Genomic DNA, 25631 nt, shown 5'->3' on the forward strand with positions numbered 1-25631 from the left:
AAGGTCACGCCGCATGAGCACCGCTGCCCGCGCCGCAGCACTGCGCGAACAACTCCACCACCATGGTCACCAGTACCACGTGCTGGACGCGCCCACCATTCCCGATGCCGAATACGACCGCTTATTCAAAGAGCTGCAAGCGCTGGAAGCCGCACACCCCGAGCTCCTCACACCTGATTCGCCCACCCAGCGCGTGGGCGGCCAACCGCTCGACAGTTTTGTCAGCGTCAAACATAGGGTGCCCATGCTCAGCATCCGCACCGAGACCGACACCCAAGCCAGCGGCGCAGAGGCTTTTGACACACGCATCCGCAAAGAGCTGAGCCTGACCGACGGCGACCCCTTGGTGGACTATGTGGCTGAGCTGAAGTTTGATGGCCTGGCGATGAGCTTGCGCTACGAAAACGGTGTGTTGGTGCAAGCCGCCACACGCGGTGACGGTGAAATGGGAGAAGAGGTGACTCAAAACATCCGCACCATTGGCCAAATTCCTTTGCGCTTGCCCAGCGACGCACCCAAGGTGCTGGAGGTACGCGGCGAGGTCTACATGGCACGCGCTGACTTTGAAGCCTTGAACGAGCGCCAACGCGCGCGCATTGCAGCGGGTGAAAAGGGTGAAAAAACATTTGTCAACCCGCGCAACGCCGCCGCTGGTGCGGTGCGGCAGCTCGACCCCAGCATTGCTGCGCAGCGGCCTTTGAGCTTCTTTGCTTATGGCTTAGGCGACATCTCACGCCCTGCAGACACAGACCTGTTTGCCACAGCGCATGGCGATTTGCCATTCGCCACGCACTTCGACTTGCTCATGCAACTCAAAGCCTGGGGCTTTCCTGTGGCCGAACAAACCGCCTGTGTGCAAGGTGCTGCAGGCTTGGTGGACTTTCATCAGCGCATGGGCCAAGCGCGTGATGCGCTGGCGTTTGACATTGATGGCGTGGTCTACAAGGTCAACAGCTTGGCAGCGCAGCGACAGCTGGGTTTTGTCACCCGCGAACCGCGCTGGGCTGTGGCGCACAAATACCCCGCACAAGAACAACTCACCACCGTCCAAGCCATCGAAGTGCAAGTGGGACGCACGGGCAAACTCACCCCCGTGGCCAAACTCGCGCCCGTGTTTGTGGGCGGCGTGACTGTGACTAACGCCACCTTGCACAACGAAGACGAAGCCCGCCGCAAAGACGTGCGGGTGGGGGATACCGTGGTGGTGCGCCGCGCGGGCGATGTGATTCCTGAAGTGGTGTCCGTCCTTTTGGAAAAACGCCTGCAAGACGCGCAAATGTTCACCATGCAACACCAGTGCCCCGTCTGCGGCAGCCCCGCTGTGCGCGAAGAAGGCGAGGCCGATTACCGCTGCACCGGCGGCTTGTTTTGCAGCGCACAGCGCAAGCAAGCCATCCTGCACTTTGCCCATCGCCGCGCGGTAGAGATTGAAGACTTGGGCGATAAATTGGTGGACCAACTGGTGGACGCAGGCGTCGTCAAAACCTTGCCCGATCTCTACCGCATGGGCTTCACAGCCCTGGTGGCGCTCGAGCGCATGGCTGAAAAATCTGCCAACAACGTGTTGGCCAGCATTGAAAAATCCAAGCACACCACCTTGCCACGCTTCTTGTTTGGCCTAGGCATTCGCCATGTGGGCGAGGCCACGGCCAAAGAGCTGGCGCGGCATTTCGGCAAGATGGACGCCATCATGGATGCCACCGTGGACCAACTGCTGCAAGTGGCCGACGTCGGCCCCATCGTGGCGCTGAGCCTGCGCACCTTCTTTGACCAGCCTCACAACCGCGAAGTGGTGGAGCAGTTGCGGGCCTGCGGTGTCACCTGGACCGAGGGCGAGCCGACCGCGGGTGCAAGTCTGCCACTGGCCGGGCAAACCTTTGTATTGACTGGCGCACTGCCCACGCTCAGCCGCGACCAGGCCAAAGAAATGTTGGAAGCCTTGGGCGCCAAAGTGGCAGGCAGTGTGAGCAAGAAAACCCACTGCGTGGTGGCCGGTGCAGAGGCGGGAAGCAAGCTGGATAAAGCGCAAGAGCTGGGCATCCCAGTGCTCGACGAAGCGGGTTTACTGGCTTTGGTGGCTGAACACGCCTCGGATGAAAGGACTTGACATGACCGTGCGTGAAATTTTGAAAATGGGTGACGCACGACTGCTGCGCGTGGCGCAACCCGTGACCGCCTTCCATACGCCCGAGCTACACGATCTACTCCAAGACCTCGACGACACCATGCTGGCCGCCAATGGCGCAGGCTTGGCCGCGCCGCAAATTGGTGTGGACTTGCAAGTGGTGGTGTTTGGCTCAGGTGAGGTGAACCCGCGCTATCCCGATGCACCCGTGGTGCCATATACGGTGCTGATCAACCCAGTGCTCACCCCTTTCGGCGACGAGGAAGAAGACGGCTGGGAAGGGTGCTTGTCTGTGCCGGGCTTGCGTGGTGTGGTGCCGCGTTTCAAGCGTTTGCGCTACCAAGGCTTTGACCCGCTCGGCAACCCGATTGACCGCACCGTAGAGGGCTTTCATGCGCGGGTGGTGCAGCATGAGTGCGATCACCTCATTGGCAAGCTCTACCCTATGCGTGTGCGCGATTTCTCGCGCTTTGGGTTTACAGAAGTGTTGTTTCCGGGCTTGCGTGACGCGGACGATTAAGCCTGCAAAGCCGCTAACAACTCCGTCTCAATTTCCAACTGCGCTTTGTTTTGCTGCAAAGCTGCGCCGTCAATCAAGAAGGTATCTTCCACGCGTTCACCCAAGGTGCTGATCTTGGCGAGCAGCAAGTTGACTTGGTGGTTGGCCAACACACGCGCTATGCTGTAGAGCAGGCCCACGCGGTCGCTGGCGGAGATGCTCAACAACCACTTTTGGGCACGCTCATCCGGTTGCAAGCTCACGCGGGGCGCAATCGGGAAGCTCTTCACACGGCGTGATGCGCGTCCTTTGCCAACACTTGGCAGCGGCTTGGCTTGGGTGATGGTCTCAGTCAAGCCAGTCTCCACGAGATTGATGAGATCACGGGAGTGCTCGGCAAGATGGGTGCATGCCACTTGGAAGGTGTCTAGCGCATAACCATTGCTGGCGGTGTGCACTTTGGCGTCCCAAATATTGAAGCCCGCTTGGTCAAAGTAAAAGCAAATGCGGGCAAACAAGTCGGGCTGGTCGGGCGAATAGACCATGACCTGCAAGCCTTCACCTACCGAAGACGGACGCGCACGCACCGTCACATCCATGGCTTTGTTTTGTGTTTTGGCGATAGACAGGCTGCGCGATAACTGGCGTGTGTGCCAGGCAATGTCCGCGGCTTCGTGGCGCATGAAATAACCCACATCCAAGGTCGCCCACAAGTCTTTGTGTGCTTCAAATGGCAGCGCATAAAGCGCAAGCAGGGTGAGGGCTTCGGTTTTACGAGCCTCAATGACAGCGTCTGCATCGGGCGCTCGCCCCCCCAAAGCACGCAGGGTGTGGCGGTAGAGGTCTTCGAGCAGTTTGCCTTTCCAAGCGTTCCAGACCTTGGGGCTGGTGCCGCGAATGTCGGCCACTGTGAGCAAGTACAAAGCAGTGAGGTTGCGCTCGTTGCCCACACGACGGGCGAAGGCTTGGATGATGTCGGGGTCGCTCAAATCTTGTTTTTGGGCAATGTGGCTCATCGTCAAATGCTCTGCCACCAAGAACTCGATGAGCTTGGCGTCTTCTTTGGCGATCTGATGATCGCGGGCAAATCTGCGCACCTCAAAGCGTCCAAGTTGCGAGTGGTCGCCGCCTCGGCCTTTAGCGATGTCGTGAAACAAGGCACCTGCCAACAAAAGCCATGGCTTGTCCCAGCCAGCTGCCAGTTGCGAGCAAAACGGATACTCATGTGCGTGCTCGGCCATGAAGAAGCGGCGCACATTGCGCAGCACCATCAAAATGTGTTGATCCACCGTGTACACATGGAACAAGTCATGCTGCATTTGCCCGACGATGCGACGGAAAGGCCAAAGGTAGCGACCTAGAACCGATGTTTGGTTCATCAAGCGCAACGCATGGGTGATGCCAGCAGGGGCTTGCAAAATACGCAGAAACATCGCTCGGTTCACGGGGTCTTGGCGAAATTGTGCGTTCATCAAACCGCGTGCGTTGTAGAGAGACCGCAAGGTTCGCGCTGATAAACCTTTGATGCCGGGGGTTGATTCGTACAGCCAAAAGGTTTCCAAGATGGCGTGTGGTTCATTCACATACACCTCATCGTTGAGCACCTCCAACATGCCCGCTTTTTCGGCAAAGCGCGGGTTGATGGGTTGAAGCACTTGGGTGTTGCCATGCAAGCGCTCTTCAATGTTGAGCAGCAAAATTTGGTTGAGTTGCGTGACTGCTTTGGCGGCCCAGTAATAACGCTTCATCAACGCTTCGCTGGCCATGCGGGCGTTGAGCGTGCCGTCTTGCGCCACGCCCATACCCAAGCTTTGGGCCACGGCGTGTTGCAGGTCAAACACCAAGCGGTCTTCGCGCCGCTTGGCCGCCAAATGCAAACGGGTGCGAATCAGCGCCAACACGGCCTCGTTGCGCTTGAGTTGTTTCACCTCAAATTCTGTGGCCAAGCCTTTTCGACCCAAGCTCTCCCAGCTGTCGCCCAAGCCTGCAGCCTTGGCAACCCACAACACCACTTGCAAATCGCGCAGGCCTCCGGGCGACTCTTTGCAGTTGGGCTCAAGCGAATAAGGCGTGTTTTCAAACTTGACGTGACGTTGTCGCATTTCTGCAGTTTTCGCTAAGAAAAATGCTTTGGGCTCGAGTGCTTGGACGTATTGTTTTTGAAAGTTCTTGAACAGCTTGACGCTTCCCACCAAAAAGCGCGCCTCTAGCAAGGATGTTTGAATGGTGATGTCGGCTGAAGCTTCTTGCACGCACTCGGACACGGTGCGCACGCTGGCTCCAATTTCTAGGCCCGTGTCCCAGCAACTGCCAATGAACTTTTCAATCTGTGCTTTGAGCACCTCGTCTTTTTCGGGCGATGTGCCATCGTCCATGAGCAACAGCACATCCACATCGGAATACGGATACAGCTCGCCACGCCCATAGCCGCCCACAGCGGCCAAACACAAGTGGCTGTCAAAGCCCGCAGCGTCCCATAGCGTGCGCAGGGTGTCGTCCGTCATGTTGCACAAGGTGTGCAACAAGGTTTTCACACTGCGCGAGGTGCTGGAGTCAGAGCAAGCCAGCAGCAAAGCCGCCTTGTCCTGACGGTAAAGATGGGCCTTGGCATTCATCGCTGGGTGCTCAACAGCAGGTGGTGGTGACAAAATCGGGCAGGGCGGGACTGCCATCCGACAAAGTCAACACCTCATAGCCGGTGGCGGTGACCAAGACAGTGTGTTCCCACTGGGCCGACAACGAGTGGTCGCGCGTGACGATGGTCCAGCCATCGCCCAGCTCTTTGATGTCTTTTTTACCCGCGTTGATCATGGGCTCGATGGTGAAGGTCATGCCCTCTTGCAGCGTCTCGCCAGTGCCTGCTTTTCCATAGTGCAGCACTTGTGGCTCTTCATGGAACACCTGGCCAATGCCGTGGCCACAAAACTCGCGCACCACCGAAAAACCATGGCCTTCGGCAAAGCGTTGAATGGCAAAGCCAATATCGCCCAAACGCGCGCCGGGCTTGACCTTGATGATGCCGTGCCACATGGCCTCAAATGTCAACTTGGACAAACGCTTGGCCGCAATCGACACCTCGCCTACCGCAAACATTCGGCTGGTGTCACCATGCCAACCGTCCTTGATGACGGTGATGTCGATGTTGAGTGTGTCGCCTTTTTTCAGCGGCTTGTCATTGGGAATGCCGTGGCACACCTGATGGTTGATGGAGGTACAGATGGACTTGGGATAGGGGTTGTCACCGCTGGGGTTGTAGTTGAGCGGGGCGGGAATGGCATGCTGGACTTGGGTGATGTAGTCGTGGCAGAGTTGGTCGAGCTGGTTGGTTGTCACGCCGGGCACCACGTGCGGGGTGATGAAATCGAGAACTTCGGAGGCCAGTTTGCCTGCGATGCGCATGCCTTGTGCGCCTTGGGCGTCTTTGATAGAGATGGTCATGCTGGCAATTATCCCATTCGTTGAAATACATCTCCCATGCGCGTGAATTGTGTACAAATGCCCTCTCGCGCCACGTAAAATCACTGCATTGCCGACCAGCCCCAGTCAGCGGCCCGGCGCAAACAGATATCTGTCTTTTTCTCAAGGCTCCCTCGTGTCCCTGCACCTCAGCATTTTCGAAGGCGGCAACGCTCTCAGCGATTTCCGTGTTCAACAGCTCTTGCCCCGTTTGGCCGCTATTTCTCCACAAATCAAAGGTCTTAGCGCGCGCTTTGTGCATCTGGCAGCCACCGAGGCCATGCTGGACGCCAAGCAGCAGCACACGCTTGCCGCTTTGTTGACTTACGGCGAGCCCGCACACCTTGCCCCAGCAGCCACTTTGCTGGTGGTCACGCCACGTTTTGGGACGGTCTCGCCTTGGGCATCGAAGGCCACCGACATTGCGCACAACTGCGGTTTGCAGCTCAAGCGCGTGGAGCGCATCACCGAGTTCCACATCCAGCTCAAAGAGGGCTTGCTGAGCAAGGCCACGCTCACACCCGAACAACTGCTGGCTGTGGCCGATGTGTTGCACGACCGCATGACCGAGTCTGTGATGCGTACGCGCGACGAAGCGCTGGGCTTGTTCACCGAACTACACCCCGCGCCGATGGAGCAAGTAGACGTGCTCCATGGGGGCGAAGCTGCTTTGCAAGACGCCAACATACGCTGGGGCTTGGCCTTGGCCGAGGACGAGATGGCGTATTTGGTGAACGCCTTCACTCAGCTCAAGCGCAACCCCACCGATGTGGAGCTGATGATGTTCGCGCAAGCCAATAGCGAGCACTGCCGCCACAAGATTTTCAATGCCGAGTTCACCATCGACGGCCAAGCGCAAGCGCACAGCTTGTTTGGCATGATTCGCCACACCGAGAAGACCAGCCCCCAATACACGGTGGTGGCGTATTCGGACAACGCCTCCATCATGCAAGGCCACCAGGTTGAGCGCTTTCTCGCCACCAACAATGGCAAAGACTTGCCTCAGTACACATCCGTCTTAGCCACCAACCATGTGTTGATGAAGGTCGAAACCCACAATCACCCCACCGCCATTTCGCCTTACCCAGGTGCCTCCACGGGCAACGGCGGCGAGATCCGAGATGAGGGCGCCACAGGCCGTGGCTCCAAGCCCAAGGCCGGCATGTCGGGCTTCACGGTGTCTAAGCTGTGGGACAGCAAGTTGGGCCGCCCCTCGCACATGGCCAGCGCTTTGCAAATCATGCTGGAGGGCCCCTTGGGGGGCGCGGCGTTCAACAACGAGTTTGGCCGTCCCAACCTGACGGGCTACTTCCGCGAGTACGAGCAAGAGGTGGCTGGCGTGACACGCGGCTACCACAAGCCCATCATGATTGCGGGCGGCTTGGGCGTGATTGACAGCGAACAAACCCAGAAGATTCAGTTTCCTGCAGGCAGCTTGCTCATTCAACTCGGCGGCCCCGGCATGCGCATTGGCATGGGCGGCAGCGCGGCCAGTTCAATGGCCAGCGGCACCAACGCGGCTGCGCTCGACTTTGATTCGGTGCAACGCGGCAACCCCGAAATTGAGCGGCGTGCGCAAGAGGTGATCAACCATTGCTGGGCGCAAGGCCGAGACGCAGGCCCCTCTGCTAGGGGCAACCCCATCCTCGCGATTCACGATGTGGGTGCAGGCGGTTTGTCCAACGCGTTTCCAGAACTCACCAACGACGCAGGCCGTGGCGCACGCTTTGATTTGCGCGCTGTGCCGCTGGAAGAATCGGGCTTGGCCCCCAAAGAAATTTGGTCGAATGAAAGTCAAGAGCGCTATGTGATGGCGATTGCGCCAGAGTCACTGGAACTGTTCAAAGCCTTTTGCGAGCGCGAGCGTTGCCCGTTTGCGGTGGTAGGTGTGGCCACCGAAGCGCGTCACTTGACAGTTGCCCATGAAGATGCGGTGCTGGCTCACCACACAGGTGCCAGTGCAGAGGCGGCCGTCAACATGCCCATGAACGTGCTGCTGGGCAAACCACCCAAGATGCACCGCGATGTGACGCGCGTTGAACGCACCAGCGAACCCATGGACCTGACGGGTGTGAACTTGCAAGAGGCCGTCATCCAGGTGTTGAGCCACCCCACGGTGGCCAGCAAACGATTCCTCATCACCATTGGCGACCGCGCCGTGGGCGGCTTGACGCACCGCGACCAAATGGTCGGCCCGTGGCAAGTGCCGGTGGCCGACGTGGCTGTGACCTTGGCCGATTTTCAAAGTTTCGCGGGTGAGGCCATGAGCATGGGTGAGCGTACGCCGCTGGCTTCGCTCGATGCACCCGCCTCAGGCCGCATGGCCGTGGCAGAGGCCATCACCAACTTGTTGGCTGCACCGATTGAGTTGCCCCGCGTCAAGCTCAGCGCCAATTGGATGGCCGCTTGCGGCGAACCCGGTGAAGACGCGGCTTTGTATGACACGGTCAAGGCTGTGGGCCTGGCGCTTTGCCCAGCTTTGGGTATTTCGATCCCCGTGGGCAAAGACAGTTTGTCCATGCGCACGCAGTGGATCGAGAACGGCGAGACCCAAAAAGTGACCTCGCCAGTCAGCCTGATCATCAGCGCGTTTGCGTCCATCGCTGATGTGCGTGGCACGCTCACGCCACAACTCAACAACACCGAAGACACCACCTTGGTGCTGGTGCAGTTGGGCTCGGGCTTGCGCCGCATGGCCGGCAGCATTTTGGGCCAAGTGCTGAACCAAGCAGGCGAACAAGTGCCAGACCTCGATGATGCGCAGGACTTGGTCAAGCTCGTCAACGCTGTCAATGCGCTGCGCGCGCAAGGCAAGATCTTGGCCTACCACGACCGCAGCGACGGCGGATTGATGGCCGCTGTGTGCGAAATGGCTTTTGCCGGTCAAGTGGGCGTGGCGCTGAATGTGGACATGCTGATCACCGAAGGCGACGGCATTCACGACAGCCGCGCTGAGTATGGCGACACCAAAAACTGGGCATCACAGGTAAGCGCTCGTCGTGAAGAGCTGACGCTGCAAGCTTTGTTCAACGAAGAGTTGGGGGTGGTGCTGCAGGTGCGCACATCTGAACGCAACGAAGTGATGCAAACCTTGCGCGAACATGGCCTCTCGAAGCACAGCCATTTCGTGGGTAAGACACGCCCCGCATCGGCGGCGCTGGACCACGGCAAAGGCGCCATCAGCGTGTGGCGCGACACCAAAGAAGTGTTCACCGCCAAGCTGGCTGACTTGCACCAAGTGTGGGACAGCGTGAGCTGGAAAATTTGCCAACAGCGCGACAACCCGGTGTGTGCCGACGCCGAGCACGCCGCCGTTGGCAACCCCGCCGACCCCGGCATGCATGTGCATTTGCCAGCCGGCATCACCGACAACGTGGCAGCGCCCTTCATCAACCTGGCCGTCAAACCCAAAGTGGCCGTGCTGCGCGAGCAAGGTGTCAACTCACATGTAGAGATGGCCTATGCGTTTGCACAAGCTGGCTTTGATGCGTATGACGTGCACATGACCGACCTGCAAACCGGCCGTGCCAAGCTGCAAGACTTCAAAGGCTTGGTGGCCTGCGGCGGCTTTAGCTATGGCGACACCTTGGGTGCTGGCATTGGCTGGGCGCGTAGCATCACCTTCAATCCTGTGTTGTCTGAGCAAATGCAGCAGTTCTTTGCACGCACCGACACTTTTGGTTTGGGCGTGTGCAACGGTTGCCAAATGTTTGCCGAGTTGGCCGAGATCATTCCTGGCGCACAAGATTGGCCACGCTTCACCACCAACCAAAGCGAACGCTTTGAAGCACGTTTGAGCATGGTGGAAGTGTTGGAGTCACCTTCTTTGTTCTTCGCAGGCATGGCCGGTGCGCGTTTGCCGATTGCCGTGGCCCATGGGGAAGGCTATGCCAACTTCAGTCAACGCGGCCATGCTGCCAAAGCATTGCCAGCCATGCGCTTTGTCGACAACCACGGTGCTGCGACCGAAGCCTATCCATTCAACCCCAACGGCAGCGCAGGTGGATTGACCTCCGTCACCACAGCCGATGGTCGCTTTACCGCGATGATGCCGCACCCCGAGCGGGTGTTTCGTAATGTGCAGATGAGCTGGACCGACTTGGGCGCAACAGGCGGCATGGAGGCGTTCAGCCCTTGGATGCGCATGTGGCGCAATGCGCGTCAGTGGGTGGGGTGATCAACGCGTTTTGTAAAACGTGATCGGTGACTCAGCCATCTCTTTGATGCGTTGGTTGAGCACCGACTTTTTCATCTTGCCCACCACATGCATTTCGCAGGGCTTGCAGTCAAAACGCAAGGTGAGCTTTTCGCTGCCGTTGATCAGCATCAGCGGCTCGGCCTTGATCGTGCCTTGAACCCCTGTGACGCCCTTGGCTTGTTTGGGGCACAGGCTCATGCTGAAGCGCACGCAGTGTTTGGTGATCATCAAGCTGGCTTCGCCCAGCTCTTCATGGCTTTCATAAGCGGCTTCAATCACTTGAACGCCGTGTTTGGCATAGAAGTCGTGGGCTTTTTGGTTGTAGACGTTGGCCAAATAGGTGAGCGAATCTTCAGGGTAGCTGACAGGTGGCTCAAGGGCGGCAGCGCGTTGGGGACGCGCATAAGCGTCTAGACGCGCTTGCTCGAGCGCGGCCACAGCATCACGACGCAAGGCATTGAGCGATGAGGCAGGCACAAACCAAGCTTGGCTGAGCTTGATTTGAAGGTTCAGCAAGTCAAACACACTTGCGCCAAACTTGCTCAGGTGCTCGCGTAGGCTGGCATCGTTGCGCACCGCATCTTTGGCGAGTTCTTTGGGGCAGACAAGGGTGGCGCTGGCCGAGTGGCCGTCTTCATCGGTGAGACTGAGCACAAAGCCCTGCGGCGTTTCGGCAAACTCGACCCATGCGCCTATGCGTCGTTCGCTGGAATTTTTTTCAAGACCACGCACCCAATCCATGTCGCGGTTGCGGTTGATGACCATGCCTGCGCGCAAATCGCGAAAACCCGCCATCGGGTCTTTGGGAAACAGGCGCCATGTGTTGGTTGGCGCGCCTTTTTTGGAGTTGGGTTCTGCGCGGTTGATGGCCACGCCCACCAGTTCTTTTTGAAGATCGTAGTAGCACAGGCCGTCGCCGTTGTGCAACACCGTGGCTGGGTCATAGGGCTGCACTTCTAGCCAGTTAGGGCCCGTGCTGACCACCTCTCCCAGCACAATGCCTGGGTTCTTGGGTGAGTCAAACGCGCCAATGTCTTCTTTGCGGCCTTGCACAAAGTAGTCGGTGAATTCGCGGTTGAAGTTTTGCTCTGGGTTGGGCGTGAAGAACAAAGTGGTGTTGCCACTCGATGCGCGACTGATGGGTGGGCGCTCTGGGTCAGCCGAGTATTGGCGAGCTTCGATCAACTCGTCGATCAACACGCGGTAGTGACCGGTGATGTTTTTGACATAGGCCATGTCTTTGTAGCGGCCTTCAATTTTGAAGCTTCTCACGCCAGCGTCTACCAAAGCCGCGAGGTTGTCGCTTTGGTTGTTGTCTTTCATCGACAGCACATGCTTGTCGTGGGCAATGAAGCGGCCTTCGGCGTCGGTGACGTGATAGGGCAGTCGGCAAGCCTGGCTGCAGTCGCCACGGTTGGCGCTGCGCCCTGTGTGGGCGTGGCTGATGAAGCACTGGCCGCTGTAGGCCACGCACAAAGCGCCGTGCACAAAGAACTCAAGGTTGCAGCGCTCAGCGTCGAGCACTTCAGAGATGGCTTTGATTTGCGGCAGTGTCAACTCACGCGCCAACACAATTTGCGAAAAACCCACGTCTTGCATGAAGCGGGCTTTTTCCGGTGTACGAATGTCGGTTTGCGTACTGGCGTGCAATTGAATGGGCGGCAAGTCCAGCTCCAGCAATCCCATGTCTTGCACGATCAGCACGTCCGCACCTGCGTGGTAAACGTCCCACGCCATGTGGCGAGCGGCTTCAAGTTCGTCGTCCCGCAAAATGGTGTTGAGGGTGATGAAAATTTTGCTGTGAAAGCGGTGCGCCTCGGTACACAAGCGCTCAATGTCATGCAAGGTGTTGGAGGCGCTGGCTCGTGCGCCAAAAGCTGGGGCCCCGATGTATACCGCGTCTGCGCCGTGGTGAATGGCGGCAATGCCAATGTCGGCATCCCGCGCGGGCGCAAGCAGTTCGAGTTGGTGGCTGAGCAAAGACATCACTGGATTATCTAGAAAAAAACAAAAGCGGCCCGAAGGCCGCTGTGCACAGGGGCAAAGGTGAAATTACTCGACCTTGGCTTTGGCGCGCAACTCTTGTTGAAAATTGGCCATGCGTTGCTGGGTCATTTGTTGCACGATTTGCGGCTTCACCTCATCGATCTTAGGCAACTGGGCTTCGCGCACGTCATCCAAACGAATGATGTGAAAACCAAACTGACTTTTCACGGGGGCAGACAATTGACCTTTGTTCAAGGCGACCATGGCGTCTGAGAACTCTTTGACGTAGTTGCCAGCAGCGGCCCAGTCGAGATCGCCACCGTTGGCACCTGAGCCTGGATCTTTGGATTGCTTTTTGGCGATGTCTTCGAATTTACCGCCTTTTTTAAGGCTGGCAAGAATGGCATCGGCCTGGGCTTGCGTCTCGACCAAGATGTGGCGAGCGCGGTATTCTTTGCCGCCATTGGCAGCCACGAATTTGTCGTACTCGGCTTGCACGTCGGCATCGGACACCGCAGAGGTCTTTTGGAACTCCGCGAACAACTCGCGGATCAGAATGGTTTGACGAGCCAACTCGATTTGAGTTTTGTACTCGGGCGTGGCATCCAAGCCGCGCTTTTGCGCCTCTTGCATGAAGATTTCACGCGCAATGACTTCTTCTTTGATTTGCGCTTCCACATCCGGGGTGATGGGGCGCCCAGAACGGGCCACTTGCTGAGCCAAGGCTTCAACACGCGCTGTTGGCACGGCCTTGCCGTTGACGATGGCGATGTTTTGTGCGGCGGCGCTGAAGCTCAGAGTTGTGAGCACAGCGACTGCCACAGCGGTCCAAATCATTTGTTTTTTCATGTCAGGTCTCGGGGTTTTCGATCACTTCAATGGCCAGGGCATGCAAGCCCTGATCGATGAATTCTTGCAATGCATCATACACAAGGCGGTGGCGCGAAACGCGGGATTTGCCAGTGAAGAGGCTACTTTGGATTCGCACACGAAAGTGGGTGCCAAAGCCGCTGTCATTGGCGCCAACATGGCCTGCATGTGCTGCGCTTTCATCTAAAACTTCAACAAAAACGGGGGTTAAGCGTTCTTGTAATCGCTGTGTCAGTGCATTTGCGGTGATATTCACACGGAGTCCTCTGATTTGTCTTTGATGAAGCGGCTCATGTAGATGCCTTGGGCCACCACAAACACCAACATCAGGCCTAAACCACCAAAGAGCTTGAAGCTCACCCAAGTGTCGGTGTCAAAGTGGTTAGCCACCCAAATGTTGAGGCAACCCATGACGGCAAAGAAGCAGGCCCAACTGTGCAGCAGCACGCCCCAAGCGTGGGCGGGCAAGGAGACCTGAGCACCCATGAGTTTTTCAATGAAGTTGCGCTTGAACACATAGTGACCCAACCACAAGGCGCTGGCCATGAGCCAATACAGCACGGTGGGCTTCCATTTGATAAAGGTCTCATCTTGGGTCAGCAGCGTCGCTCCACCAAACACCACGATGACGCCCAAGCTGACCCATTGCATGGGTTCAACAAAACCGTTTTTTCGCCACATGTAACCGATCTGCAGCACGGTGGCCGCGATGGCCACCGCAGTGGCGGCCATGATGCCCCAAGTTTTGAAGGTGACAAAGAACAAGATGATGGGAAAGAAGTCGAGCAGTAATTTCATAAACGCTTTAGTTGTTTGGCACGAAGTCTAACGAAGCCGAGTTCATGCAGTAGCGCAGCCCAGTAGGCGCGGGGCCATCGTTGAACACATGGCCCAAATGAGCGCTGCATTGGCTGCACACGGTTTCTACGCGCACCATGCCGTGGCTGATGTCGCGGTGTTCGACAATGGCCGCTTCACTGGCTGCCGTGTGAAAGCTCGGCCATCCGCAGCCAGCGTCAAACTTGGTGGACGCGTCGAACAGTTTGGCATCACAACAGATGCAGTGGTAGCTGCCATTCTCCCAATGGTCTTCGTATTTGCCAGTAAAAGGTCGCTCGGTCGCGGCTTTGCGCGTGACGTCATAGGCCACAGGTTCTGCATTTTTGGCGGCGAGCAGGTCTCGCCACTCTTGTTCGGTTTTTTGAATGGTCATGAGGAGCAGCTGATTTCGATGGAAGAGGCCCATTCTGGCGCAAGGCCAGCCCACGCCTCATGGGTGGGGTGTTCGTCAAACGGCGCATGCAGCACGTGCAACAGTTCTTGCACCATCGCAAAGTTGCCTTGCTTGGCTTGGCGAATGGCCAATTCGCCCAAATGGTTGCGCAAGATGTATTTGGGGTTGGTGCGCAGCATGGCATCGCCTGCGGCTTGGCGGTGGCTTGATCCCAAGCGTTCTAGGTAGCGCTTGCACCATGCATCAAACACTTCGCGATGCATGAACAGATCGCGCACAGGCGCAAACGCATGGGTGCTGTTGGCAGACTCACGCACAGCCAAACTCAAACGACGCCAAAACACGGTGTAGTCCACACGGTCTTGCTGCATGGCTTGCAACAGGTCTTCTACCAAAGCTCGGTCGCCGTGGTGCGTGCCTTGAAGGCCTAGCTTGTGGCGCATGCCTTGGTCCATGGCCGCTGGAAAGGCTTGTTTGTAACCCTCAAGCGCCGCCAATGCAGGGGCTTGTTCATCGATCAGCGGCATGAGGGCTTGGCCTAGGCAAAAGAGATTCCAATAGGCGATTTGAGGCTGCCTGGCATAGGCGTAGCGGCCTTGGTGATCGGAGTGGTTGCAGATGTGGTTGGCGTCAAAACCATCTAGGTACTGATACGGGCCGTAGTCGAGCGTGAGGCCAAGCACGCTCATGTTGTCGGTGTTCATCACGCCATGGCAAAAACCCACGGCTTGCCACTGGGCCATCAAAACTGCAGTCCGCTGGGTCACCTCGTGCAATAAATCAACGTAACGCTCAGAACCTTTTTTGTGTTGTAACGCAGGGAAATGTGCGGTCACCACATGGTCAGCCAAGATCCGCAGCGCATCGATCTGGCCGTTGGATGAGAAATGTTCGAAGTGGCCAAAGCGCACAAAGCTTGGCGCCACGCGCGTGACCACAGCCGCGGTTTCAATGTCTTCTCGGCGTACATGTGCCGGTGAGCCAGTGACGCACAAAGCCCGCGTGGTGGGAATGCCCAAACCATGCATGGCCTCGCTGGCTAAAAACTCACGGATACTTGAGCGCAACACGGCGCGACCATCGCCGCGGCGCGAAAAGGGCGTGGGGCCAGCGCCCTTGAGCTGAAGCTCTTGCAAACCAATAGGCGTTTGGAGTGCACCTAAATTCAAAGCACGGCCATCGCCCAATTGACCTGCCCATTGGCCAAACTGATGCCCACTGTAGACACTGGCGTAGCTGGGGTGGTCGCGCAGGGGTAGATTGCCTGTGAACAACGCCATCGCTTCCAATTGTTCCCACAGATCAGATGGCAGCCCTAGCGCCTCTCGCAATGCATCGTTGCAGCCTACCCAGTAGGCAGCTGGCAAAGGTGTGGGCTCGGTAGGCGTTGCGAATGTTTCACCTAGGTGAGCAAACCCCGCCTCAAACACATGCAACCATGGCAGATCAGCCGTTGAGAGAGCAGGGTGGTGCAACATGAGTCCGATTGTCTCGGGTTATCCATAGGCTGGTTTTTTGTGGGCTTTACGCAAAACGCCACAAAGACTTGGCACAATGCATAAAAAAGCACGATCGTGCGAAAAAACAAACCATCTCTTGATCAAAGGAATCCAGATGAGTGCAGATTTCCAAATTCATGGCGATGTGGCTGTGATCACACTGAAGAACCCACCCGTCAACGGCTTGGGGTTAGAAACACGCCGAGCTGTTGTCGCAGGCATTGCGCAAGCCGTGGCTGATGCGTCTGTGAAAGCGGTGATCATCACCGGCCATGGCAAAGCATTTTCGGGCGGTGCCGATGTGCGCGAGTTTGGCTCCACAAAAGCCTTCCAAGAGCCTAACTTGCTCAGCGTCATCTCTTGTGTGGAGAACTGCAGCAAACCCGTGGTGGCTGCGATGCACTCGGTGGTGATGGGCGGTGGGCTTGAGTTGGCCATGGGTTGTCACTACCGCATTTGCGCACCCGACACCAGCATCAGCATGCCTGAGGTCAAGCTTGGTCTGATACCTGGTGCAGGCGGCACGCAACGTATGCCACGCGCCTTGGGTGTGGAGCCAGCCCTCAACATGATCGTCAGCGGCGAATCGATTAAAAGTGAGATGCTGAGTATGCTGCCCGGCCAAAAACTGTTTGACCAAATGGCCCTGTCCCCCCAAAGCCTGATGGACGAAGCCTTGGCCTTCGCCCGTGAAGTGGCCGATCTACGCCCTCTCCCCAAAGTGCGTGACTTACCTTGTAAACACCCACAAGGGGATGCTTATTTTCAGTTTGCCCGCAACATGGTCAAGGGCATGGCCAAGCATTTCCCCGCACCACCCAAGTGTGTGGACGTGGTGGAAATGGCCACCAAGAAAAAGTTTGACGAAGGGATGCTGTTCGAGCGCGAGCAGTTCATCAACCTCATGTGGACGCCCGAGAGCCGCGCCTTGCGCCATTTGTTTGGGGCTCAGCGCGCCGCCAGCAAAATAGCCGATGTGCCAAGTGACACCCCTGTCAGAGAGATTCACAGCGTGGCTGTCATTGGCGCAGGCACCATGGGTGGCGGGATCGCTATGAATTTTTTGAACGCAGGCATTGCGGTCAAACTGCTCGAAACAAAGCAACAAGCCCTCGACCGGGGCTTGGCAACGATCACTCAAAACTACCAAGCGCGTGTGAACAAAGGCACACTCAAAGCCAACAAGATGGCCGAGCGCATGGCCCTGCTGAGCACCACACTGCTCTACGAGGACATCAGCCAAGCTGACCTCGTGATCGAAGCGGTGTTTGAAGACATGGGTGTCAAAGAAGCGGTGTTCAAACAACTCGATGCAGTCATGAAGCAAGGTGCAATTTTGGCCTCCAACACCTCCACGCTTGATCTGAACACAATTGCCCACTTCACCCAACGCCCACAAGACGTGGTGGGCCTGCACTTCTTCAGTCCTGCCAACGTGATGAAGTTGCTTGAAGTGGTGCGCGGCCAAGATACCGCCAAAGACGTGCTGGCCACCGCCATGAACGTCGCCAAGACGATTAAAAAAATTGCCGTGGTGTCGGGCGTTTGCGACGGCTTCATTGGCAACCGCATGATTGACCAGTACGCCCGCCAAGCCGGCTTTTTGCTTGACGAAGGCTGCACGCCAGAGCAAGTGGATCGCGCCATGGAGCAATTTGGCTGGGCCATGGGCCCGTTTCGCATGAGTGATTTGGCGGGCAACGACATCGGTTGGGCCATTCGCAAACGCCAATATTCAGAAAACCCCAAGCGGCGCTACAGCAAAACCGCAGACCTGTTGTGTGAACAAGGCCGCTTTGGCCAAAAGACAGGCGCTGGCTGGTATGACTACAAGCCAGGCAAGCGTGAGGCGATTCCCAACAAAGACGTGGAGGCCATGCTTGCCAAGCACCGCGAAGCGCTGGGCATCAAAGCGCGCAAAATAAGCGACGAAGAAATCGTGCAGCGGCTGAACCTGGCTTTGGTCAACGAAGCTGCACATATTTTGCAAGAGGGTGTTGCCAGCAAGGCCAGCGACATCGACATGGTCTACATCAGCGGCTACGGCTTTCCCATGCACCGTGGCGGCCCCATGAACTACGCCGACGAGCTAGGCCTGTTCAACGTGGTTCAAGCCATGCAGCGCTTTGCCACCAACCCACATGATGATGCCGAGTTTTGGCAACCCGCCCCGTTGCTCGCTCAACTCGCCGCCGAAGGCAAGACCTTCAACTGAACCCGATTTAAGGAAAATCTATGACCCACGCAGTCATCGTCTCTACCGCCCGCACGCCGCTTGCTAAAAGCTGGAAGGGCTCTTTCAACATGACCCACGGCGCCACCATGGGGGGGCATGTGGTCAAACATGCCATTGCACGCGCAGGCATTGAAGCTGCCGAAGTCGATGACGTCATCATGGGCTGCGCTTTTCCAGAGGGCGCCACCGGCACCAACATTGCGCGACAGATCGCGCTCATGGCCGATTGCCCAGTGTCGGTCTCGGGCATGACCATCAACCGTTTTTGTGCTTCAGGCTTGCAAACCATTGCCACCGCTGCTCAACGCATCATGGCTGGCGAGGGCGATGTCTATGTCGCAGGTGGCGTGGAAAGCATCTCGTGCGTTCAACAAGAGATCAACCAACACATGCTGATGGACTTGGCGCTCAACAAAAAGAAGCCCGAGATTTACTGGAACATGCTGCAAACTGCAGAGAACGTGGCCAAGCGCTACCACATAGGACGAGAGGCCATGGACGCCTATGGTGTGCTCAGCCAACAACGCGCTTTCGCGGCGCAGGCTGCGGGCCTTTTTGATGCAGAAATTGCCAGCATCACCGTCAAAGCCGGTGTCGTCGATCAAGTGATGGGCTTGATGACCAAGCAAGTCACGCTCAGCAAGGATGAGGGCATTCGTGAAGGCTCAACTGCCATGGCCTTGGCCAACCTCAAATCCGCCATGCCCGGTGGTTTGATCACAGCTGGCAACGCCAGCCAATTTTCTGACGGTGCAGGCGCCTGCGTGCTCATGCGTGAAGATCTGGCCAGCAAACGTGGCTTGCAACCCTTGGGCCGTTTTCTGGGCTTTGCGGTAGCAGGCTGCGAGCCAGACGAAATGGGCATAGGCCCTGTGTACGCCGTGCCCAAAGTGCTCAAGCGCTTGGGGCTAAGTGTGGACGACATTGACCTGTGGGAACTCAACGAAGCGTTTGCCGTGCAAGTTCTTTACTGCCGCGACAAACTGGGCATTCCAGATGAGCGCCTCAATGTCAATGGCGGTGCGATTGCCTTGGGTCACCCTTACGGCGTGAGCGGCCAGCGCTTGACGGGCCATGCCCTGATCGAAGGCAAACGCCACGGCGCCAAGCGTGTGTGCGTGACCATGTGCATAGGCGGCGGCATGGGTGCCGCTGGCGTATTCGAAGTTCTGTGATTGATCGCACGCTCAGGCAAAATGGTCGGTTTTGACGAACGCGACCGACTGAGAACATGCAACAGCTGACCCGCCAACTGGCGGAAGAAATCAACATTTCCGAATCCCAAGTAAGCTCTGCCGTGGCGTTGCTTGACAGTGGTGCCACCGTGCCATTCATTGCGCGTTATCGCAAAGAAGTGACGGGTGGCTTGGACGACATTCAATTGCGCGAACTTGAAGCCCGCCTGGGCTATCTGCGGGAGCTGACCGAGCGCCGCACTGCGGTGATCAAGAGCATCCAAGAACAAGGCAAGCTCACGCCGGAACTGTTGGCCGCCATCGAAGCCGCACCCACCAAGCAAGAACTAGAAGACATTTACTTGCCTTTCAAGCCCAAACGACGTACCAAGGGCATGATTGCCAAAGAAGCTGGCTTGGAGCCGCTGGCAGACAAGCTCTTCGCCGATCCCACACGCCACCCAAATGTGGAAGCTGAATCGTTCCTCTTGCCCACAGGGGCAATAGAGGGCGCAGACTTCACCACCGTGGCCGCTGTGCTGGACGGCGTTCGCGACTTGTTGAGCGAGCGCTGGGCCGAAGACGCTGCGTTGGTTCAAAGCCTGCGCGAATGGCTGTGGGCCGAAGGCTTGTTTCGTAGCAAGCTCGCAGCAGGCAAAGACGAAAACAACCCTGACGTCGCGAAATTTCGCGACTACTTTGATTACGACGAACCCATGGCTCGTGTGCCATCACACCGCGCTTTGGCGGTGTTTCGCGGTCGTGCGCAGGAAATGTTGGATGCCAAACTGGTCTCACCCGAGGTCGAGTCCAACAAGCCCACTGACCCGAAGGCAAGCACACCCTCATTGGCCGAAGGAAAAATCGCCCTGCACCTTGGCTGGAACCATTCGGGCAGGCCAGGGGACGAGCTGATTCGCAAATGCGTGGCGTGGACCTGGCGCGTGAAGCTGAGTCTGTCGACCGAGCGCGACTTGTTCACGCGCTTGCGGGAAGACGCCGAGAAGGTGGCCATCAAAGTGTTTGCCGATAACCTGCGTGACTTGCTGTTGGCGGCCCCCGCCGGCCCGCGCGTGGTGATGGGCCTAGACCCAGGCATTCGCACAGGCGTCAAAGTGGCGGTGGTCGATGCCACAGGCAAACTGGTGGAAACCTCCACCGTCTACCCACACGAGCCCCGCAAAGATTGGGACGGCTCGCTCCACACCTTGGCCAAGCTGGTCGAAAAACATGGCGTGAACCTGATTGCCATTGGCAACGGCACAGCCAGCCGCGAGACCGACAAATTGGCGGGTGAACTCATCAAGCGCATGGACCAACACAACGAAGCCAAGAACGCTGCATCCAAGGTGATCGACAAAGTCGTGGTCAGCGAAGCCGGCGCATCTGTCTACAGCGCCAGTGAATACGCCAGCAACGAAATGCCCGATGTGGACGTGAGCCTGCGCGGCGCTGCCAGCATTGCGCGTCGCTTGCAAGACCCCTTGGCCGAGCTGGTCAAGATTGATCCCAAATCCATTGGCGTAGGCCAATACCAACACGATGTGAACCAAAGCGAACTGGCCCGCACCTTGGAGGCGGTGGTGGAAGACTGCGTGAACAAAGTGGGGGTCGACCTCAACACCGCCAGCGTGCCACTGCTCACCCGCGTGTCGGGCCTCAGCACCACCACCGCCAAAGCAGTGGTGCGTTGGCGCGAAGCCAATGGCGCGTTTGCCAACCGTCAACAATTGCTCAAAGTCACGGGCCTAGGCGCGAAAACCTTTGAGCAAAGCGCGGGCTTCTTGCGTATCCGCAACGGTGACAACCCGCTCGACATGACCGCCGTTCACCCCGAAACCTACCCCGTGGTGGAGCGCATCATGGCGCAAACCGGCAAGCCCGTGGCCGAGCTGATGGGCCGCGCCGACATGCTCAAAGCCCTCAAGCCCGAGCTATTTGCCAACGACACCGTGGGCGTGATCACCGTCAAAGACATCTTGAGCGAACTCGAAAAGCCAGGCCGCGACCCGCGCCCCGACTTCAAAGTGGCCAAGTTGCAAGACGGGGTGGAGGACATCAAAGACCTGAAAGTCGACATGGTGCTGGAAGGCACGGTCAGCAACGTGGCCGCCTTTGGTGCGTTTGTGGACTTGGGCGTGCACCAAGACGGTTTGATTCATGTGAGCCAACTCAGCAACAAGTTCATCAGCGACGCCCGTGAAGTGGTCAAGACCGGCGACATCGTCAAAGTGAAGGTGTTAGAGGTCGATGTGGCCCGCAAACGCATCAGCCTGACCATGAAAATGGATGCTGCACCCGCCCACAAAGGCAGCCCTCATTCGCCACGTTTAGACAACCGCTTTGAACATGCAGGGCGTGACAATCGCCAAAAAGGCGGCGCAGCGGCAGCGGGCTCAGTCATGGCATCAGCCTTTGCCAAACTGCAAGGTTTGAAAAAGTAAGTCGGTTGACAATGTTATTACCAAGTAATAACATTGCAGAAATTTCACTCAGCATGAGGAGTTCCTATGCACATTGCCATTCGCCCCTTTGGAAACTCACGAGGCATCGTCATTCCTAAACCCTTACTCATACAGCTAGGCCTGGAGGACGAGGCTGAGGTGAGTATTGAAAACGATGCTTTGGTCATTCGCAAACCAGCCCAAGCTGCAAGAGCTGGATGGAGTGAGGCCGCCAAAGCCTTGGCTCAGGCCCATGATGATGTGTTGGAGATGGGCGACTTTGGCAACGAAGCCGATAAGGACATGAAGTGGTAAGTCGCGGCGACGTTTGGCTTGTCAATTTAGACCCGACGATCGGGAGCGAAATTCGCAAATCTCGTCCCTTTGTCGTCATCTCGCCGCCAGAGCTGAACGACCACCTGAAAACTGTGATCGTGGCCCCCATGACTTCACAAGGGTTTCAAGCGCCATTTCGCATCCAACTCACATTTCAAGGCAAGGCTGGCCTGGTATTGCTTGACCAGCTTCGCAGCATCGACAAATCGAGGCTCAACAAAAAGCTAGGGCGTCTTCAATCTAAAACATTGAATGCAACGCTGCAAAAGCTTCATGAACTGTTTGAGGTTTAAAACGATGAATCACGCCTACGTTGTGGGTCAAATGACCGTGAAGAACCAAGCCAAATGGGCAGAGTACCGAAGCCACGTGTTGGCGACTCTGACACCGTTTGGCGGCGAAATTGTCTTTCGCGGCAACCAAGTCAGGGCGCTGTCCGGCAAATGTCCGCATGCCGACATCGTGGTGATTCGTTTTCCCTCGCTGGCCGAGGCCGAAGCTTGGCACAACTCGCCAGCGTATCAGGCGCTACTCCCGATACGCCATGAGGCGGCGGATGTGGTGCTGACCACTTACGAGGCCTAGCCTCACGCCTCAAGGATAATCGGGGCATGACAACTGCTCTCATGTACCTGACCGCCGCCCTTTATAAATTTGTTGACCTACCCGACTTCGCCGCGCTTCAACCGCCATTGCTGGCCTGCTGCGAGGCTCATGAGGTCAAAGGCACTCTGCTGCTGGCGCACGAGGGCATCAACGGCACGATTGCGGGGCCAGAGGCGGGGGTGCGTGCCGTGCTTGATTTTCTGCATGCCGATCCGCGTTTTTCTGATTTGGCGCACAAAGAATCATGGAGCCCCAAACCCCCTTTCACGCGGATGAAAGTGCGGTTGAAAAAAGAGATTGTCACCCTGCGCGTGCCCGAACTCGATCCCAACAAAACCGTCGGCCAATATGTCAAACCCGCGGATTGGAACGCTTTGCTGACAGACCCAGAGGTGATGGTGATCGACACCCGCAACGATTACGAAGTGGCGATAGGCACCTTCAAGGGAGCGATTGACCCCAAGCTCAAAAACTTTGTGCAACTGCCTGCCTGGTTGGATGCACAAGAAGCCTTGCAAGGCGAGGCCGCCAAAAAAACCAAAGTGGCGATGTTTTGCACGGGCGGCATTCGCTGCGAAAAATCGACCGCTCTCATGAAGATGCGTGGCTTTGACGAGGTCTACCACCTCGAAGGCGGCATCCTCAAATACTTGGAAGAAATTCCGCCTGAGCAAAGCCTGTGGCAAGGCGATTGTTTTGTGTTTGACGAACGTGTGAGCGTGGGCCACGGCTTGGGCCTAGGTCACCATGAGTTGTGTCGTTCTTGCCGTTGGCCACTCAGCGAGGAGGACAAAAAATCAGCCCACTATGTTCTGGGCGTGAGTTGCGCGCACTGCCACGACCAACGCACGCCTGAGCTAAAGGCGCAAATGGCAGAGCGTCAGCGCCAAGTGGAATTGGCCGAGGCCCGAGGTGAGATTCATGTAGGCGCCAAGATGCCTGGCCACCACCCCGCGCACCCAGCAAGCGAATAAACAAGCAGCGTTGGGGGGCTACATTGCCGCTTGCAGCATCTGGCGGTAGTCCTGCTCAGTTGCCAAGCGCGGGTTGGTTTTGTGACAGTGATCGGCCATCGCACCTTCGATGATTTTGTCAAACTGCGCCGTCGCTACGCCCAAGTCGGCCAAGCCTTTTAGCAATCCTAAATTGGCATTCATGGCCGTAATGGCTTGAGCGATGGTCTGCGCAGCAACGAGTGGGGCGTGAATTTCGCCCAAGCCCATGGCATAGGCCATACGCTGCATGCGGCGCTCTTTTTGTACCGATTCAGCTTGCGCATTGAAACGCACCACCGTTGGCAAAAAGATGGCATTCAAAGTGCCGTGATGCAACCCTGGATTCACGCCACCCAAGCTGTGGCTGAGCGAATGCACGCAGCCCAAGCCTTTTTGAAACGCCATCGCGCCTTGCATGGAGGCGCTCATCATGTTCAGGCGTGCGTCGCGGTCTTGGCCATCGTGGGTCGCGCGTTCAATGTAGGCCCAGCCGCGGGTCAAGCCGTCCAGCGCAATGCCGTCAGCAGGCGGATTGAACGGCGCGGCCATGAAGGTTTCCATGCAGTGCGCAATCGCATCCATGCCGGTGGCAGCGGTCAGGGCAGGGGGCAAACCCAGGGTGAGTTCGGGGTCAAGCAGCGCGGCTTTGGGCACCAAGTGCCACGAATGAAAACCCAGCTTGCGCCCATCATCCACGATGAGGATGGCCCCACGGGCCACTTCGCTGCCCGTGCCGGCTGTTGTGGGCACCGCGATGATGGGCGACACGGCCGCCGTGATTTTGGGCGAGCCGCCTTCGATGGTGGCGTAGGTTTTGAGTGCGCCTTCGTGCGTCGCCAAAATGGCCACGCCCTTGGCGCAGTCGATGGATGAACCGCCACCCAAGGCAATCAAGCCGTCACACTGATTGGCGTGATACACCTGCACGGCAGAACGAATGGCCGCTTCGTTGGGATTGGCAGGGGTTTGGTCAAACACAGCCACCTGTTGAATGTCGCTTTGGCCGAGCAAGACATCCCGTGTTTTTTGCAAAATGCCCACAGATTTGATCCCTGGGTCAGTCACGATCAGCGGGCGTTTGATGTTGGCTTTGTCGCACTCCGAGGCAAGCGTGGCGAGCACGCCAAAGTCAATCTGGATGTGGGTGAGGTAAAAAATTTGAGCCATGGCACACTATAAAACATGAGTCACCCACGCAACCCGCAAAGCCTACTCACCCCCGCCATGCGCGATGTACTCCATGCCATTGCCAAAACCGGCCGCCCGCCTTTGGCTGCGCTGAGTGCCGAGCAGGCCAAACAAGCCTATGCCTTGGGCGCTGGGGTGTTGGAGGTGAACGCGCAACACATGGTGCGTGACGACACGCTGCACATTCCCACCCGAGATGGTGCCACCTTGCGCGCCAAGTTGTGGGCCGAACACGCCAAGCCCAACTTGCCCGTGTTGCTGTACTTTCATGGTGGTGGCTTCATGGTGGGAAGTCCTGAAACCCACGAAGCGCTGTGTAAACACTTGGCCCATTTGGCGCACTGTGCTGTGGTGTCGTTGGACTATCGGCTTGCTCCCGCGCACACCTTTCCCACGGCCCACAACGATGCGTTGGATGCGCTTGAATGGTTGGCGGCCAACGCTGCGAGCCTTGGGCTAGACCCCACGCGCATCGCGATTGGCGGCGACAGCGCGGGCGGCAATTTGGCCGCAGCAGCCTGTCTGGGTTTGCGGGATCTGGGCCTCAAGCCGCTCATGCAGTTGCTGATCTACCCCAGCACTTTGATGGCGCCCGACACCGACTCGTACAAGACCAATGGGCAGGGTTACATGCTCACGCGCGATTCGATGGCCTGGTATAGCGGCAATTACCTGCGCGGGCCACAAGATGCCCAGGACTGGCGTGCCTCGCCGCAGTTGGCCGCCAGCCACGCCAACTTGCCGCCGGCTTTTGTGATAACGGCGGGGTTCGACCCATTGCGCG

At 57.6% G+C, this 25631-nt stretch carries 20 protein-coding genes; 11 read left to right on the forward strand and 9 right to left on the reverse strand.

Annotated features, from left to right (window positions below; genetic code table 11):
• The first annotated feature begins 13 nt into the window (after positions 1 to 13).
• Complete coding sequence (gene ligA / locus V7Q41_RS12160; protein ID WP_333846144.1) at positions 14 to 2107, forward strand: NAD-dependent DNA ligase LigA; 2094 nt, start codon at positions 14 to 16, stop codon at positions 2105 to 2107.
• Between the two features lies 1 nt (position 2108).
• Positions 2109 to 2645 (forward strand): peptide deformylase, encoded by a 537-nt coding sequence (locus V7Q41_RS12165; RefSeq protein ID WP_333846145.1) that lies wholly within the window; start codon positions 2109 to 2111, stop codon positions 2643 to 2645.
• Here the strand turns inward: V7Q41_RS12165 and V7Q41_RS12170 are convergent.
• Positions 2642 to 5239, reverse strand: a complete 2598-nt coding sequence (locus V7Q41_RS12170; protein ID WP_333846146.1) for a [protein-PII] uridylyltransferase — start codon at positions 5237 to 5239, stop codon at positions 2642 to 2644. The genes V7Q41_RS12165 and V7Q41_RS12170 overlap by 4 nt on opposite strands.
• A gap of 10 nt (positions 5240 to 5249) precedes the next feature.
• A complete protein-coding gene (gene map, locus V7Q41_RS12175; RefSeq protein ID WP_333846147.1) occupies positions 5250 to 6062 on the reverse strand; it encodes a type I methionyl aminopeptidase in 813 nt (270 codons plus the stop codon).
• A gap of 154 nt (positions 6063 to 6216) precedes the next feature.
• On the opposite strand from map, the gene purL reads away from it, so the two are divergent.
• Positions 6217 to 10257, forward strand: a complete 4041-nt coding sequence (gene purL / locus V7Q41_RS12180; protein ID WP_333846148.1) for a phosphoribosylformylglycinamidine synthase — start codon at positions 6217 to 6219, stop codon at positions 10255 to 10257.
• Here purL and V7Q41_RS12185 read toward each other — a convergent pair whose 3' ends face one another.
• The 6 genes from V7Q41_RS12185 to V7Q41_RS12210 all read right to left on the reverse strand — a co-directional run bounded on the left by V7Q41_RS12185 (position 10258) and on the right by V7Q41_RS12210 (position 15855).
• Positions 10258 to 12264: a peptidase U32 family protein gene (locus V7Q41_RS12185; RefSeq protein ID WP_333846149.1), complete on the reverse strand. Its 2007-nt coding sequence runs from the start codon at positions 12262 to 12264 to the stop codon at positions 10258 to 10260.
• A gap of 66 nt (positions 12265 to 12330) precedes the next feature.
• Entirely contained in the window at positions 12331 to 13113 is a 783-nt protein-coding gene (locus V7Q41_RS12190; protein WP_333846150.1) for a peptidylprolyl isomerase, read from the reverse strand.
• Position 13114: 1 nt separating this feature from the next.
• Positions 13115 to 13390, reverse strand: a complete 276-nt coding sequence (locus V7Q41_RS12195) for a BolA family protein (protein ID WP_333846151.1) — start codon at positions 13388 to 13390, stop codon at positions 13115 to 13117.
• Positions 13387 to 13932 (reverse strand): septation protein A, encoded by a 546-nt coding sequence (locus V7Q41_RS12200; RefSeq protein WP_333846152.1) that lies wholly within the window; start codon positions 13930 to 13932, stop codon positions 13387 to 13389. The genes V7Q41_RS12195 and V7Q41_RS12200 overlap by 4 nt, the downstream gene beginning before the upstream one ends.
• Before the next feature lie 7 nt (positions 13933 to 13939).
• A complete protein-coding gene (msrB, locus tag V7Q41_RS12205) occupies positions 13940 to 14347 on the reverse strand; it encodes a peptide-methionine (R)-S-oxide reductase MsrB (RefSeq protein WP_333846153.1) in 408 nt (135 codons plus the stop codon).
• Complete coding sequence (locus V7Q41_RS12210) at positions 14344 to 15855, reverse strand: protein adenylyltransferase SelO (protein WP_442918863.1); 1512 nt, start codon at positions 15853 to 15855, stop codon at positions 14344 to 14346. Before V7Q41_RS12210 ends, msrB begins: the two co-directional genes overlap by 4 nt.
• A gap of 127 nt (positions 15856 to 15982) precedes the next feature.
• Here V7Q41_RS12210 and V7Q41_RS12215 point away from each other — a divergent pair, with 127 nt between their 5' ends.
• The 7 genes from V7Q41_RS12215 (at position 15983) to trhO (ending at position 23638) form a co-directional block, all read left to right on the forward strand.
• Positions 15983 to 18082, forward strand: coding sequence for a 3-hydroxyacyl-CoA dehydrogenase NAD-binding domain-containing protein (locus V7Q41_RS12215; protein WP_333846155.1), 2100 nt, complete (start codon positions 15983 to 15985; stop codon positions 18080 to 18082).
• A 20-nt stretch (positions 18083 to 18102) separates the two neighbouring features.
• Entirely contained in the window at positions 18103 to 19278 is a 1176-nt protein-coding gene (locus tag V7Q41_RS12220) for an acetyl-CoA C-acyltransferase (RefSeq protein ID WP_333846156.1), read from the forward strand.
• 56 nt (positions 19279 to 19334) lie between these two features.
• Positions 19335 to 21722, forward strand: coding sequence for a Tex family protein (locus V7Q41_RS12225; RefSeq protein ID WP_333846157.1), 2388 nt, complete (start codon positions 19335 to 19337; stop codon positions 21720 to 21722).
• Positions 21723 to 21788: 66 nt separating this feature from the next.
• On the forward strand, positions 21789 to 22037 hold the full coding sequence (locus V7Q41_RS12230; RefSeq protein ID WP_333846158.1) for an AbrB/MazE/SpoVT family DNA-binding domain-containing protein: 249 nt from the start codon (positions 21789 to 21791) through the stop codon (positions 22035 to 22037).
• Positions 22031 to 22351: a type II toxin-antitoxin system PemK/MazF family toxin gene (locus V7Q41_RS12235; RefSeq protein WP_333846159.1), complete on the forward strand. Its 321-nt coding sequence runs from the start codon at positions 22031 to 22033 to the stop codon at positions 22349 to 22351. Before V7Q41_RS12230 ends, V7Q41_RS12235 begins: the two co-directional genes overlap by 7 nt.
• Positions 22352 to 22355: 4 nt before the next feature.
• On the forward strand, positions 22356 to 22643 hold the full coding sequence (locus V7Q41_RS12240; RefSeq protein ID WP_333846160.1) for a DUF1330 domain-containing protein: 288 nt from the start codon (positions 22356 to 22358) through the stop codon (positions 22641 to 22643).
• A 26-nt stretch (positions 22644 to 22669) separates the two neighbouring features.
• Entirely contained in the window at positions 22670 to 23638 is a 969-nt protein-coding gene (trhO, locus tag V7Q41_RS12245; protein WP_333846161.1) for an oxygen-dependent tRNA uridine(34) hydroxylase TrhO, read from the forward strand.
• An 18-nt stretch (positions 23639 to 23656) separates the two neighbouring features.
• Here the strand turns inward: trhO and V7Q41_RS12250 are convergent, their stop codons facing one another.
• Positions 23657 to 24826, reverse strand: coding sequence for an iron-containing alcohol dehydrogenase (locus tag V7Q41_RS12250; RefSeq protein ID WP_333846163.1), 1170 nt, complete (start codon positions 24824 to 24826; stop codon positions 23657 to 23659).
• A 15-nt stretch (positions 24827 to 24841) separates the two neighbouring features.
• Between V7Q41_RS12250 and V7Q41_RS12255 the strand changes: the two genes are divergently transcribed.
• A partial coding sequence (locus V7Q41_RS12255; RefSeq protein WP_333846164.1) for an alpha/beta hydrolase occupies positions 24842 to 25631 on the forward strand: 790 nt, incomplete at its 3' end.

Origin of the sequence: Limnohabitans sp., from assembly GCF_036804465.1 — a bacterium.
In the GTDB taxonomy this organism is placed as follows: Bacteria; Pseudomonadota; Gammaproteobacteria; order Burkholderiales; family Burkholderiaceae_C; genus Limnohabitans.

Bases quoted from the DNA above. Each gene is read 5' to 3' on its own strand.
- ligA (WP_333846144.1), top strand. From the start codon at position 14: ATGAGCACCGCTGCCCGCGCCGCAGCACTGCGCGAACAACTCCACCAC.
- V7Q41_RS12165 (WP_333846145.1), top strand. From the start codon at position 2,109: ATGACCGTGCGTGAAATTTTGAAAATGGGTGACGCACGACTGCTGCGC.
- V7Q41_RS12170 (WP_333846146.1), bottom strand. From the start codon at position 5,239: ATGAATGCCAAGGCCCATCTTTACCGTCAGGACAAGGCGGCTTTGCTG.
- map (WP_333846147.1), bottom strand. From the start codon at position 6,062: ATGACCATCTCTATCAAAGACGCCCAAGGCGCACAAGGCATGCGCATC.
- V7Q41_RS12185 (WP_333846149.1), bottom strand. From the start codon at position 12,264: ATGTCTTTGCTCAGCCACCAACTCGAACTGCTTGCGCCCGCGCGGGAT.
- V7Q41_RS12190 (WP_333846150.1), bottom strand. From the start codon at position 13,113: ATGAAAAAACAAATGATTTGGACCGCTGTGGCAGTCGCTGTGCTCACA.
- V7Q41_RS12200 (WP_333846152.1), bottom strand. From the start codon at position 13,932: ATGAAATTACTGCTCGACTTCTTTCCCATCATCTTGTTCTTTGTCACC.
- msrB (WP_333846153.1), bottom strand. From the start codon at position 14,347: ATGACCATTCAAAAAACCGAACAAGAGTGGCGAGACCTGCTCGCCGCC.
- V7Q41_RS12215 (WP_333846155.1), top strand. From the start codon at position 15,983: ATGAGTGCAGATTTCCAAATTCATGGCGATGTGGCTGTGATCACACTG.
- V7Q41_RS12220 (WP_333846156.1), top strand. From the start codon at position 18,103: ATGACCCACGCAGTCATCGTCTCTACCGCCCGCACGCCGCTTGCTAAA.
- V7Q41_RS12225 (WP_333846157.1), top strand. From the start codon at position 19,335: ATGCAACAGCTGACCCGCCAACTGGCGGAAGAAATCAACATTTCCGAA.
- V7Q41_RS12230 (WP_333846158.1), top strand. From the start codon at position 21,789: ATGCACATTGCCATTCGCCCCTTTGGAAACTCACGAGGCATCGTCATT.
- V7Q41_RS12240 (WP_333846160.1), top strand. From the start codon at position 22,356: ATGAATCACGCCTACGTTGTGGGTCAAATGACCGTGAAGAACCAAGCC.
- trhO (WP_333846161.1), top strand. From the start codon at position 22,670: ATGACAACTGCTCTCATGTACCTGACCGCCGCCCTTTATAAATTTGTT.
- V7Q41_RS12250 (WP_333846163.1), bottom strand. From the start codon at position 24,826: ATGGCTCAAATTTTTTACCTCACCCACATCCAGATTGACTTTGGCGTG.